Raw genomic sequence first — 12764 nt, forward strand, 5'->3', positions numbered from 1 at the left:
CGGTCGCTAAGCTATCGCCCATGGCAAAAGCGATCGGCGTCGACATCGGCGGCACGGGTATCAAAGCAGGAATCGTCGACCTCGAGCACGGAATCATGGCATCCGACCGGGTGCGGGTCCCCACTCCCGAGGGCGCATCGCCGCAGGATGTGCTCAACGCCGTGCAGACCGTTCTGAAGACGCTCGACGTCCACGACTCCACCCTTCCGCTCGGTGTCGCCTTCCCGGCGATCGTCAAGCGCGGCAAGACCCTCTCCGCGGCGAACGTCTCGAAGGAGTGGATCGACTTCGACGCGGAGCGGTTCTTCCGGGACGGCCTCGGCCGCAACATCGTCTTCGTCAACGACGCCGATGCCGCCGGCGTCGCGGAGGCCCGCCACGGAGCCGCCAGGGACGTGCGCGGCTTCACCCTTCTGACGACCCTCGGCACCGGTATCGGATCGGCTTTCCTCTACGACGGTGTGCTGCTGCCGAACACCGAACTCGGGCACCTGAACTTCCGTGAGTACGAGTCGGTCGAGACGTACGCCGCGACCTCGGCGCGCGAGCGCGAGAACCTCACCTGGGCCGAGTGGGCCGAGCGCCTGCAGGCGTTCTACTCGCACATCGAGTTCCTGTTCAGCCCCGACCTGTTCGTGGTCGGTGGCGGCGTGTCGAAGAATGCGGGCGACTTCCTCCCGCTTCTCGATCTCAAGACCCCGATCGTCCCGGCGATCCACCGCAACAACTCCGGCATCATCGGTGCGGCGTCCCTGGCCGGGGACTGATCGCCACGACACCGGACACCCGAAGGCCCCGCTGACTCTGCAGTCATCGGGGCCTTCGTTCGCCTTCGGGGACGATCAGCCGCTGGATGGTGGACCCCCTGGCGGTCTTCGGTGGGCAGATCCACCCCCCGCGAGCCTCGCGGAGGTCACCGAATCCTCGTGCACCCACCGGGGGTGGGTCGACCAAGTCCGGTGAGGTGAATGGCCCGACTCATACGGGCGACGTCCCGCCTCTCGTCCGGGGGCAAAACGCCCGCGGCCGGTCAGCGCTGCGGCGGCAGGACGAACGTGGTCTCGTACGCGTGCACCTCGCCGTTCACATCCCCCACACTCGTGATCGTGTACGGGCTGAGGTTCAGCGTGTCACCGGCGTAGAGCGGGGTCAGGTACGTCTGGTTCGTGGGGTCGACAGAGTGCAGGCTCCCGCGACGAACCGCGTTCAGGGCTTCGTACGAGTACGGGCCGAGACAAAGCCGTTCGAGGATCGCATCCTTGTAGTCGCCCGACGCGACCAGGTACGACGCGAGCGAGCCGTCATCCGCGGACACGACGGTCCCATTCGCTCCTGCGCGCGATCCCAGGTCGACCATGCCGTCGTACAGACCGACGTCCAGCGGCTCGCCGTTGGAGATCGTCCCATCTCCGCCTGGCCGCCGGCACTGGGGTGTGGCCGCGGGGACCGGGTCGGCGCCCGACGTCGGCTGGATGCTCGGTGCCAGGGTGGGCTGAGCCTCGGCAGGTGACTCGACGGCTCCCGGGGTCGGCGCGCCACAGCCGGTGAGCGCTGCGGTGGACAAGCCGAGGAGAAGCGCCGTGGTCGCGGCGGGCGTGCGGTACGACATGAACGAACGCTACAGGGTAGCCGGCATACGAACCAGCAGCGAACGCCGAGCGTGTCACTGCGAGGTCCCCACGCGCCACCTCGACGTACAGAATCGAAATGAACTTGATTAGATCGTGAATGCGAATGGGCCGACCTGTACGCCGGGTTCTGTTCCGGGGTTCTTCGCCCCTTCGACGGCCATCTCTCTCGGCGACACGTTGCCGTGGCACTCTAGCGGTCTACCCGAGGACTCGGCGAGCCGCGTCAACATCCTCTGTCTGACCTTGCTCCGGACGAGGTTTACCTGGCGGGCCATGTCACCATGGCCCCCGGTGGTCTCTTACACCACCCTTTCACCCTTACCCCTTGCGGGGCGGTCTACTCTCTGTGGCACTTTCTCGCGGATTGCTCCGGGTGGGCGTTACCCACCGTCCTGCCCTGAGGAGCCCGGACGTTCCTCGGTGCGGTCACCCGCAACGCGGCCGTCCAGTCGACCCATTCGCGCCTCCAGTCTACGTTCTCCGGATCCCCCGGCCTGCGACTACTTCTCCGCCGACTCCGCGATGCGCAGGTCGAGGGGCACATCGATCGGGAAAGAGCCGAACAGTCTCGTCGTCGCGGTGGCCGCTGCCTCTCGCACGGCCTCCGCGGCGGCCTCGGCATGTTCGAGCGGAACATGCAGGATCACCTCGTCGTGCAGGAAGAACGCGAGGTGCGGCGCGCGTGCGAACGGACCGGATGCCGCAGCCTCGGCGAACACCTCGGGGATCTGCTGCAGCCGATGACGGATCTCCGCCAACCAGATCAAGGACCACTCGGCAGCCGTGCCCTGCACCACGAAGTTCCGGGTGAACCGCCCCCAGTCGCGTGCTCTGCGTCGCGCGAGAGCCACGACCGCCGGGTCGGCGTCCGCGTCGGTCGCTTCCGACTGCAGCCGCATCCACTCCACCGATGGCCGCGGGGAGGATCGGCCGAGCCAGGTCGACACGATGCCACCGTCCTCTCCCGTGCGCGCTGCGGCATCGACGAGCGCCATCGCGCGCGGGTACACCTTGCGCAGGCGCGGAACCAGCCGGCCGCTGTCGCCCGTCGTGGCTCCGTACATCGCTCCGAGAACCGCGTACTTCGCCTCCTCTCGGGTCGCGACCGCACCGGAGGCGACGACTCCGGCGTAGAGATCACTCCCCCGGGCGGCCCGGGCCATCGCCTCATCGGCCGCCATCGCGGCGAGCATCCGGGGTTCCAACTGCGCGACGTCCGCCACGACCAGAGTCCATCCGGGATCCGCCCGCACTGCGGGGCGCAGGCTCCTCGGCAGCTGGAGCGCCCCACCGCCGGCCGAGGCCCAGCGCCCGGTGACGACGCCACCCGGGATGTACACCGGACGGAATCGTCCCTCGTGCACCCACTCCGCAAGCCATGCCCAGCCGTTCGCGCTGAGCAGTCTCGAGAGCTTCTTGTACGCGAGCAGCGGTTCGACCACGGGATGATCGTGCTCTGCAAGCTCCCACCGACTCGTGGACTCCACCTGGATGCCGACGCGATGCAGCGCCCGAAGCAGCTTCTGCTGGCTGTCGAGGTGGAGCGAGGAGTCACCGAGGAGCTCACGCACCCGATCGCCGAGCTCGACCATGCGGCTCGGCACTCCCCCGGCGACCGGACGCGTCCCCAGGGCGTCGGTCAGGATCGCATCGTGCACGCCCGCGTCCCAGGGCAACCCTGCGACCCGCATCTCCTCGGCGATCAGGCCACCCGCCGATTCGGCGGCGCACAGCAGTGTGAGACGTCCGTCCGGTGCCGCAGCGATCACGTCGCGCTGCGCCCGGTACTGATCGAGCGTCACGGCGACCGCATCGTCATCGACGACATCGTCGAACACGTCGAACAGCGATGGGACCGCTGCGGCCGGTTCGCGTCGCTCCCAATCGGGCGATGCCGGGAGCGGGCTCGGAACCGACGAGGTGTCCCGCAGGATGGCGTGGCACAGGACCAGATCATGGCTGCGCGTGATCCGAACTCCGTGGCGTAGGAGAAGCGCATAGGTTTCCGCGGCGGAGCGCATGATCCATCGCGGAGCATCGGAATCCTCGACCGAACGAACCCACGCGGCGAGATCATCGGCGCGCAGAAACGTGCGGTCCTGCTCTCGGTCTTTCCCGTCGAGTTCGATCGCCGCGTACTCCCGCGGCCCGACGGAGATCAGCACGATGCGTCTCTCGACGCGCGACGCCGGTGTCGTCATCGCCGGCGCGCGCAGGCGCCGCTCATGCGAGCCCGGACTCCTCGGTGCGCACGAGGATGCAGCCGCACTCGGGACATGAGACGACGAGGTCGTCGGCCGCGCGACGGATGTCATTCAGGTCGGTGCTGGGGAGCAGGATGCGGCAGCCTTCGCAGGTGCCGCGAGTGAGCAGCGCGGCGCCCGCGCTGTTCGCGGCACGGCGTGCGTACTCGGCCAGCAGCTCCGGCGCCACGCCTTCCGCAACGGCAGCCCGATCGCGGGCGAGTTGTGCACCGAGCTCGGTGGCCGCGGCGACATCCGCCTTCGCCTGCGCCGTCAGCGCGGCACCCTCCGCCGTCGTGGTGTCGAGAAGTGCCTGCTGGGCGGCGAGGGCGGCTTCCGCTTCCTCGAGCCGTCCCATCACATCGAGTTCGGCGTCCTCGAGGTCGCTCTGCCGGCGGGCGAGGCTCGCCAATTCGTGCTCGAGCGCCTGCGCGTCCTTGGAGTTCGTCGATGCGGCGAGCCGCTCCGCGTCGCGATTCCGTCGTGCCTCGACGACGGCGACATCGGATTCCAGGCGCTTCAGCTCAGTGCGCACATCGTCGCGGGTGCCGGCGAGCGCGGTCAGCTCGCGGAGCTGCTCCTGGCGGATCGCGACGAGCTCGGTGATCCGCCCCGCCTGGCTCGGCTTCGTTCGTGCACGCTCGGTCTGCGCGATGCGCCGATCGAGGTCGGCGATGTCGAGCAGGGTGCGCTGGTTCTCGGGGCTGGCGTTCACGCTCTCAAATCTAGTCGCTGTCACGACATCCGCCCATCAGTGCACGTCGCCGTCGACGTAGTACCAGTGACGGTCCTCCCGCACGAAGCGGCTGCGTTCGTGCAACGAGCCCCTCACTGCTCCCTGACGCCAGAGCGCCTCGAACTCCACCACGCCGTCGCGGTCGAAGGGGCCTCCGGCCACGCGATCGATGAGGACCAGCCGCCGCCACTCGAGGTCGGGCTCGAAATCGATCATCTCCGGCCTCGTCGTCGGATGCCAGCTGCGCAGAAGGTGCGCCGCGTGCTGAACGACGAAGGCCGTGTAACGCGAACGCATCAGACGCTCCGCCGTCGGAGCAGCGGCTCCATCGAGAATCGGGCGGCAGCACGCGCCGAACGTGTCCCCGGACGAGCACGGGCAGCGTGACCCGTCGTCGATCACGACGTCATCCGGCGCCATCTCCGCCTCCGTTGTCATCCCCTCAGCGTACGCTCGACGAAAAGGCCAAGAAGGAGCATCGTGACCACTCAGCCCGTCGTCCCCTCGTTCACCGCCCACAACGGGTTCGCCCTCCCGGCCATCGGCCTCGGCACCTACGGACTCCACGGCGATGTCGGGGCGGAAGCCGTCAGCGGCGGCATCGACGCGGGCTACCGCCTGGTCGACACGGCGTTCAACTATGAGAACGAGGGCTCGGTCGGGCGCGGGGTCGCCGCCTCGGAGGTCGATCGCTCCGAGATCATCGTGACCACCAAGCTCCCCGGCCGCCATCATCCCTCGGCGAAGGCGCGCACGAGCATCGAGGAGAGTCGCTCCCGGCTCGGTCTCGACGTCACGGATCTGCACCTCGTCCACTGGCCCAACCCCATTCAGGACGAGTACGTCCAGGCCTGGACCGCGCTCGTCGACGCCCAGGCCCGCGGTGTCGTCCGGCAGATCGGCGTCTCGAACTTCCTCCCGGAGCACCTGGAGCGCATCGAGCAGGAGACCGGGGTGCGGCCCGTCGTCAACCAGATCGAGGTGCATCCGTACTTCCCGCAGGAGGAGCAGCTCGCCTACCACCGAGAGCACGGCATCCTCACCGAGGCATGGAGCCCGCTGGGTCGCGCGAAAGAGCTCTTCGACGAACGGGTGATCCACGACATCGCCGCGGCCCGTGGCATCACGACCGCGCAGACGGTCCTCGCGTGGCACGTCGCCCGCGGCACGGTGTCGATCCCGAAGGCGTCGTCGCTCGCACACCAGGTGGCGAACCTCGCGGCGGCGGAGATCGTGCTCGACGACGCCGAGGTCGCGGCGATCACCGCGCTGGGTCGCGCGGACGGACGCCTCTTCGACGCCGACCCGCGAACCCACGAGGAGTCCTGAGGCAGGCTCGCGTCAGACCTTCTGCGTGCCGAGCACCCTCAGGAACTCGAGCTTGCTCGCCGATTCGCTTCCGGGTGCGGCGGTGAGAACGATCAACGCGTGCGATTCATCCTCGGTGAAGAGCGCCTGACAGTCCACCTCGATCTCGCCCAGTTCCGGATGCACCATCACCTTGTGCTGCTCGAACCGACGGCTCACCACGTGGGCGTCCCACAGCTCGACGAACTCCGGGCTCCGGGCGGTCAGCTCTGCGACGATCTCCCCGGCGCGGGATCGGGGGCCCATCACGCCGTGCGCGGAACGCAGCGACCCGACCAGGGCGCGGGCCTGTCGCGGGTGATCGGCCTCGCGATACCGACGCCGTTCGACGTCGGGATACGCGAACCAGCGGTAGATGCCGCTGCGGTCGAGCCCGGTGAGTGCACTCGCATCGCCCACGAGCGCGCGGGACGCATCGTTCTGCACCAACACTTCATCGAGGACGGAGACGACGAAGGCCGGGGTGTCGTGCAGTCGGTCGAGCACGCGGAGGATGCCGGGGCGTACGTACTCCGTGATGTGTGCACGATCGGGGGCACTGTGGCCGCAGAGCCGGAAGAGGTAGTCGCGCTCGTCCTCGGTCAGGCGCAGAGCCCGGGCCAGCGCGGCGAGGATCTGCACGCTCGGCTGCGGACCACGCCGCTGCTCCAGACGCGCGTAGTAATCGGTCGACATGGTCGCCAACTGCGCCACCTCCTCCCTGCGCAGTCCCGAGGTGCGTCGTCGCGGCCCCGCCGGGAGCCCGACGTCGACGGGCCTCAGCGCCTCCCGCCGACGGAGGAGGAATTCGGCCAGCGCATCACGATCCACCCCTGAAGTATCCCCCGCTGTCGACCCCGGTTCCAGGGATCCCCGATCCCTGGATGTCCGCTCTCTGGATGGACGGTGCCAGGAAGCCGAGGCTGGTTGCATGAACATCAGCGGAAACACCATCTTCATCCCGGGAGCGACGAGCGGTATCGGCCTCGCCCTCGCGCTGCGCCTGCACGATCGGGGCAACACCGTGATCGTGGGCGGACGCCGCGAGGACCGCCTCGCGGCCATCGCGACCGCGCACCCCGGCATCCACACGATCCGCATCGACACTGCCGACGCGCGCAGCATCGAGGCCGCTGCCCGTACTGTGCTCGCCGAGCACCCTGATCTCAATGTGCTCATCACCATGGCCGGCGTCATGCGGGCAGAGGACTGGACGACCCCGTCGGGCTTCCTCGCCACCGCCGAGGAGACGGTGACCACGAACGTCCTCGGACCCATCCGGCTCATCGCCGCTTTCATCGATCACCTGGGCGCGCAGCCGGATGCGACGATCATGACGGTCTCCTCCGGGCTCGCGTTCGCCCCGCTCCGGGTGACCCCGACCTACAACGCCAGCAAGGCCGCCATCCACATGCTCAGCGAGTCTCTGCGCCTGCAGCTCGAGAGGAGCAGCGTGTCGGTGCTCGAGCTGGAGCCGCCGGCCGTGCGCACGCCGCTCATGCCCGGGCACGAGGAAAACGAGTCGGCGATGCCGCTCGACGAGTTCATCGACGAGGTCATGATGCTGATCGAATCGCAGCCGGACGCCACCGAGATCCAGGTCGAGCGGGTCAAGTTCCTCCGCTACGGCGAAGCCCGCGGCGACTACGACCAGGTCGTCGCGACGCTGAATCGCTCCGACCCGCACGGTCGCTGAGAACTGAGGGCGTCGGCCTCCGAGCCGGCGCCCTCAGGGACGCAGGGTGGCAGCCGCGGCGGTGAGGGCGTCGGCGGACTGACGCAGCAACGCCAGCTCACCGTCGGAGAACGATGTGTTCCGGATCGGCACGGCACCCGCCGCGCTCACGATCGACGGCACCGAGAGGGCGACACCGTCGAGCCCGTGGAAGTCGCGCAGCACCGTGCTCACCGGCATCACCGCATGCTCGTCGCTCAGGATCGCCTCGACGATGCGCGCGCTCGACAGGCCGATCGCATAGTTCGTGGCCCCCTTGCCCTGGATGACCTTGTACGCGGCGTCACGCACGTCGACCGCGATCTCCTGCAGCTCGTCGAGCGTGAAGCGCGGGTGCCCCGGCGTCTCCCACTCCAGGATCGGCACGGTGCCGATCGTCGCGCGGGACCAGAGCGGGAATTCGGTGTCGCCGTGCTCGCCGATGATGTGGGCGTGCACGCTGGCGGTCGACACTCCGGCGCGCTCACCGAGCTTCCACCGCAGCCTCGACGTGTCGAGCACGGTTCCCGAGGCGAAGATCCGCTCCGGCGGAAGCCCCGTCTCCTCCTGTGCGATCACCGTCAGCACGTCGCAGGGATTCGTGACGATCACGTAGATGGCGTTCGGTGCGACTTCGAGGAGATCGGGCATCATGCGGCGGATGATGCCCGCGTTGACCTCAGCGAGCTCGATGCGGGTCTGGCCGGGCTTCTGCTTGGCCCCGGCCGTGATCACCACGACGTGCGAACCGGCCGCGACGGAGATGTCGCTGCCGCCGATGATGTCGCTGGAGCCCGTGAACTGCGTGCCGTGGGCCAGGTCGAGCACCTCGGCCTCGACCTTTTCGGTCGCGATGTCATACAGCGCGACGTGCCGGGCAGAGCCACGGATCAGTGCCGCATAGGCGACACTAGATCCCACGCTTCCCGCACCGACGACCGTGAGCTTCGAGTTCTCGATGATCTCCATGCGCACAGTCTTGCAGTGCGGCACCCCGATCCGGGAGGGGTCTCACCGGAAGAATGCCGTCCCACTCGACGACGTCACAGCGCGGCGGCGACAGCCTCCGCCGCAGTCGCGTGTGTGAACCGGAATCCGGACCGCTCCAGTACCTGCGGACGGACATCGGCGTCGGGGAGCAACAGCGATTCCGCAGCGTCCCCGAGAGCCCAGCGCAGCGCCCAGGCCGGCGCGGGCAGCCAGAACGGCCGATGCATCCGCGCGGCGAGCGCACGACCGATGTCGTTCGCGGAGGCCGGAGTGGGTCCGGTGAGGTTCACCGGACCCACGATCTTGGCGTCCACGATGTGGCGGATCGCCCGCACCTCGTCATCGAGCGAGATCCACGGCCAGATCTGCGTGCCGCGGCCCAACGGCCCGGAGACGCCGAATCGGGTCAGTTGGATGAGGGGCTTGAGGACTCCGCGTCTGTGCACCACCGGCGCGGTACGGAGCAGGGCGACCCGGGTGTGGTCTTCCGCGCGTCGCGCTTCGGCTTCCCACCGCACGGTCAGATCGGCCAGGAAGGTCTGCCCTGCGGCCGAGTCCTCGGTGAGGATCTCACCGGGGGCGGAGCCGTAGTACCCGACGGCGGATGCCGAGACGAGCGCCGGGGCGTCGGAGCGCAGTGCCCGAAGCGCGGTGGTCAGGGTACGCGTCGCCTGGAGCCGCGAGTCGACGAGCTCCCGACGATAGCCGCGTGTCCAGGGCAGCCGTCCCACGCTGGCTCCGCCGAGGGCGACGACCGCGTCTGCGCCCGTCAGAACCTCGGGGTCGAGTGCGCTCTCCCCCGGCGCCCATTGCGCCTCGTCCTCCGATCGCGGGATCCGACGGACCAGAGCGGTGACTTCGATCCCATCCGCGCGGAGCGATGCGGCGAGTGCGGTGCCGATGAGGCCCGATGCCCCGCTGATGACGATACGTCCCGCCATGTGTGAAAACTCCCCTGTCCGATCGCCGAATCGTGTCGTGCGGTCCAGCGTACGCGCCGCCTCGCTCCCCGGAGGTCAGGTCTCAGCGGGCCCGCCGATAGTGCGTCGCGATGACCCCGCTGCGAAGCGGTGTGGCGGAGATCAGCTCGAGACGGCGTGTTCCTGGCAGTCCGTCCTGATAGAGGGTCGGGCCGTGACCCACGATCCGGGGGTGCACGAGGAACCGGTACTCGTCGATCAGGTCCAGGCGATCGAGCGCGCTCGCCAGCATCCCGCTGCCGAGCAGGACACCATCGGGGGTGTCGTCCTTGAGTCTCTGTACGCTCGTGCGCAGGTCTCCGACGAGACGATGGCTGTGGGCCCAGGGGAAGTCCTCGCGCGTGGACGAGACCACATACTTCGGCTTCGCGTCCAGCGCGACCGCCCAGTCGTACAGCGCGCGTGGAGCGTCCACCTCGCCGCGGGCGACCGCCGGCCAGGCGTCCTCCATCATCTCGTAGGTGGTCCGGCCCCAGAGCATCGCACCGGATTCCTGCAGCAGTCGCGTGAAGTGGGCGTGGGTCTCGTCGTCGGCGATCCCCTCACGATGATCGACGCAGCCGTCGAGGGTGACGTTGATGCTGAAGGTCAGAAGTCCCATGCGGGGAGCATAGGTCTGCGGCGAGGCGACCGCCAGGGGCTTTCGGACGGTCGCCTCGCCGCTCATAGGCTGCCTTCACCCGCCCTTCGTGCCTCGCGAACGCGTGACGCCGATGACCGTGTCGAGGATCACGAAGCCGAGGAGTGTCCATCCGACGAGCGGAAGCCAGAAGCCGATGAGAACGGCGGCGACTCCCACCGCTCCGATCCCCCACCACGGTGCCGTCGGCAGCACGCGGCGGGGTGGGGGCCCGACGACGGGGCCCGTGACACGCGGCGGCCTCCGTTTCCACCACAGGAGATAGCCGAGCACGACCATCGCGGCGAGTCCGACCGCGACGACGAACAGCACGAGCTGGTTGACGAGTCCGAACATGACCCCCATGTGCAGGTTGATCCCCCAGCTGGCGAGCTTCGCCGCGAGCGGGAGGTCCGCGAAGTCGATCCGGTCGACGACCTGCATGGTGATCCCGTTGATCGCGAGGGAGTCGCCTTCCGTGGGGAAGCTGCTCTTGATCTCGCGGATCGCCCATGCCGTGCCGGGCTCTGTCGGCGGTCTGATCTCGACCTGCCCCGTGTTGACGTTCTCTTCTTGCGCGATCGCGAGGATCGCGTCGAAGGTAGCAGGATTGGCGGCGCCGGTCGGTGCGGTCATCGCGCCGTTGTGGCCGGCGTGCTCGTCCGCTGACGCGGTGCCGCCGTCGAGGCTGGTGTCGATCGAGGGCGTGCCCCAGTCGAGTGCGGCGCGAAGGCTGCTGACGTTGTTCCCGGCATACTGCGACCAGGTGATTCCGGTGGCGGAGAGGAAGAGCGCACCGAGGATGACCCAGATCCCGATGCTCGTGTGCCAGCCCAGCATCCCGCGGTAACCCTTGTGGGCGAGGTTCGGGCGAAGGAGGTCCCTCTTCACCCGAGACTTCCGGATGCGGACGATCCACAGCCCCAGACCCGCCACGACCACGATCCCGAGCCAGGAGGCGGCGAGTTCGCTGTAGAGACGTCCGGCGTCTCCCAGGTGGAGGTTGCGGTGGAGATTGCTGATCCAGGTGCGGAGCGGCGTCGCGCCGCTGGTGCCGTAGACGACCAGATCGCCGCGGATCTCTCCGGTTCCGGGATCGACGAACACGGCCCTGGATTCGCTCGGTCCCAGCCCGTCCTCGGCGTACATGATCCGTGTGGTGTCGCCGGGTTCGGGTGCGGGCCGCACAGCGAGGAGTCCGGAGGGGTCGCCACGGTAGTCGGCGGCGGCCTCGATCTGCTCCGCGAGGGTGAGTGATGTCTGCGTGTCGGGTGCACGCAACTGCTCCGCGTAGACGGCCTGTTCCAACTGCGGGGTCAGCGCGTACAGGGCGCCGCTGACGGCAGCGATGAGGATGAACGGCCCGACGAGGATGCCCGCGTAGAAGTGCAGACGGAGCAGCAGAGGGACGAACCATCCGCGTCGACGGGACGTGGCGGGTGGGGAGGGCGGGGAGTGTGGGGCGGATTCGGACGATGTGAGGGTCATGGTGGTGCTCTCCGGATGTGAGGGGTCGCCGATGGATCGTCGTGCACACCCGGGAGAAGGGAATGCCCCGGGCGCAGACGGACGACACCGACGGTCGTTCAGGAGGCTCTGGGCGCGCGTGGCGCCCAGAGCGGGAACACACCGGCCGCAGACGAGCCGGTGCGGATCAGCTCACGCCGTGTGCCGGCGGAGCCCGCCCCCGCAGACTCGCGAGTGTCGACGACTCACGCAGACGACGACCACGCGGCGAGACGCCCGGTTCGCGCAGGTCGAGCATCGCGGGGGCGCCCAACGCCGCTGCCACCCGACGACGCACCCAGAGGACCACCCGAATCGCGAGGTCTCGCAGCGCGAGCAGCATCCGCTCACCGCGATGCGCGGCGGCGACCGTCACGATCGCCGCCGACAGGTGTCCGATCCACATGGTCCCGTCGGCGACGACCAACTCCGTCGTGCCGGAAGCACCGGGCAGAACCATGGCAGTGCCGTGTACGTGACCGAGGGACCGCCCCGAGGGCTCGATCGTCCCCAGGACGAACAGGAGGTGGAACAGGAGTTGGCTGATCGCGATGGAGATGCTCGATCGGATCACCGAGAGCTTCCGGCCCGCGAGGAGCACGCAGACCATGAGGGAGAAGATCCAGGGCACCAGGATGCCCAACGGGCCCGGCATCTGTCCGCCGCCGGTCACGTGGCCGGCCAGCGCCGCGAACGTCGCGAGCGACGCCGAGGAGAACCCACGCACGAGTGCGCTCTTCCTCGACGGGGTCATGTTCCCATCCTGTCATCGCCGCGGCGACAGGATGGAGCTCGCGATCTGGGGTGGGCCCTGCCGGGATCGAACCGACGACATCCACGGTGTAAACGTGGCGCTCTACCAGCTGAGCTAAAGGCCCTGGTGTCGTCAGTCTATCGGGAGCCCGATGCGCACCCGTGTCGTAGAAGAGGGATAGGCTGAATCCGGCGCGCGTTGTGCACAGCTGACAAGGCTGCCCGTGTCGCTTCCCGTTTCCTTG

Annotated in this window: 13 protein-coding genes, 1 tRNA gene and 1 other RNA gene; 3 read left to right on the top strand and 12 right to left on the bottom strand. The window is 68.6% G+C overall.

Annotated features, from left to right (window positions below):
- Nucleotides 1–20 precede the first annotated feature (20 nt).
- Nucleotides 21–767 carry a polyphosphate--glucose phosphotransferase gene (gene ppgK, locus L687_RS36130; protein WP_021200710.1) on the top strand — a complete coding sequence of 249 codons (747 nt, stop codon included), beginning with the start codon at nt 21–23 and terminating at the stop codon, nt 765–767.
- Between the two features lie 263 nt (nt 768–1030).
- On the opposite strand, the gene L687_RS36135 is transcribed toward ppgK, so the two are convergent.
- The 5 genes from L687_RS36135 to L687_RS36150 form a co-directional block, all read right to left on the bottom strand.
- On the bottom strand, nt 1031–1609 hold the full coding sequence (locus L687_RS36135) for a hypothetical protein (protein ID WP_021200711.1): 579 nt from the start codon (nt 1607–1609) through the stop codon (nt 1031–1033).
- Nucleotides 1610–1731: 122 nt separating this feature from the next.
- Nucleotides 1732–2088: RNase P RNA component class A (rnpB, locus tag L687_RS41990), an RNA gene on the bottom strand.
- A gap of 43 nt (nt 2089–2131) precedes the next feature.
- Nucleotides 2132–3832 (bottom strand): bifunctional 3'-5' exonuclease/DNA polymerase, encoded by a 1701-nt coding sequence (locus L687_RS36140; RefSeq protein WP_021200712.1) that lies wholly within the window; start codon nt 3830–3832, stop codon nt 2132–2134.
- A gap of 22 nt (nt 3833–3854) precedes the next feature.
- Nucleotides 3855–4589, bottom strand: a complete 735-nt coding sequence (locus tag L687_RS36145; RefSeq protein WP_021200713.1) for a zinc ribbon domain-containing protein — start codon at nt 4587–4589, stop codon at nt 3855–3857.
- Nucleotides 4590–4625: 36 nt separating this feature from the next.
- On the bottom strand, nt 4626–5048 hold the full coding sequence (locus L687_RS36150) for a YchJ family protein (RefSeq protein ID WP_031207692.1): 423 nt from the start codon (nt 5046–5048) through the stop codon (nt 4626–4628).
- A 42-nt stretch (nt 5049–5090) separates the two neighbouring features.
- On the opposite strand from L687_RS36150, the gene L687_RS36155 reads away from it, so the two are divergent.
- Entirely contained in the window at nt 5091–5939 is an 849-nt protein-coding gene (locus L687_RS36155) for an aldo/keto reductase (protein ID WP_021200715.1), read from the top strand.
- A 12-nt stretch (nt 5940–5951) separates the two neighbouring features.
- Here the strand turns inward: L687_RS36155 and L687_RS36160 are convergent, their stop codons facing one another.
- Complete coding sequence (locus L687_RS36160; RefSeq protein WP_021200716.1) at nt 5952–6788, bottom strand: helix-turn-helix transcriptional regulator; 837 nt, start codon at nt 6786–6788, stop codon at nt 5952–5954.
- A 100-nt stretch (nt 6789–6888) separates the two neighbouring features.
- Between L687_RS36160 and L687_RS36165 the strand changes: the two genes are divergently transcribed.
- Nucleotides 6889–7653, top strand: coding sequence for an SDR family oxidoreductase (locus tag L687_RS36165; RefSeq protein WP_021200717.1), 765 nt, complete (start codon nt 6889–6891; stop codon nt 7651–7653).
- Between the two features lie 33 nt (nt 7654–7686).
- Here the strand turns inward: L687_RS36165 and L687_RS36170 are convergent, their stop codons facing one another.
- The 6 genes from L687_RS36170 to L687_RS36195 all read right to left on the bottom strand — a co-directional run bounded on the left by L687_RS36170 (nt 7687) and on the right by L687_RS36195 (nt 12644).
- Entirely contained in the window at nt 7687–8640 is a 954-nt protein-coding gene (locus L687_RS36170) for an L-lactate dehydrogenase (protein WP_021200718.1), read from the bottom strand.
- Nucleotides 8641–8714: 74 nt separating this feature from the next.
- Nucleotides 8715–9602, bottom strand: coding sequence for a TIGR01777 family oxidoreductase (locus L687_RS36175; protein WP_021200719.1), 888 nt, complete (start codon nt 9600–9602; stop codon nt 8715–8717).
- A gap of 82 nt (nt 9603–9684) precedes the next feature.
- Nucleotides 9685–10242, bottom strand: coding sequence for a dihydrofolate reductase family protein (locus L687_RS36180; RefSeq protein ID WP_031207696.1), 558 nt, complete (start codon nt 10240–10242; stop codon nt 9685–9687).
- A 75-nt stretch (nt 10243–10317) separates the two neighbouring features.
- On the bottom strand, nt 10318–11748 hold the full coding sequence (locus L687_RS36185; RefSeq protein WP_021200721.1) for a PepSY-associated TM helix domain-containing protein: 1431 nt from the start codon (nt 11746–11748) through the stop codon (nt 10318–10320).
- A gap of 166 nt (nt 11749–11914) precedes the next feature.
- Nucleotides 11915–12520: a hypothetical protein gene (locus tag L687_RS41925; protein ID WP_021200722.1), complete on the bottom strand. Its 606-nt coding sequence runs from the start codon at nt 12518–12520 to the stop codon at nt 11915–11917.
- Nucleotides 12521–12571: 51 nt separating this feature from the next.
- A tRNA-Val gene (locus L687_RS36195) sits at nt 12572–12644 on the bottom strand.
- Nucleotides 12645–12764 lie beyond the last annotated feature (120 nt).

This window comes from Microbacterium maritypicum MF109 (genome assembly GCF_000455825.1).
Classification (GTDB): domain Bacteria; phylum Actinomycetota; class Actinomycetes; order Actinomycetales; family Microbacteriaceae; genus Microbacterium; species Microbacterium maritypicum_A.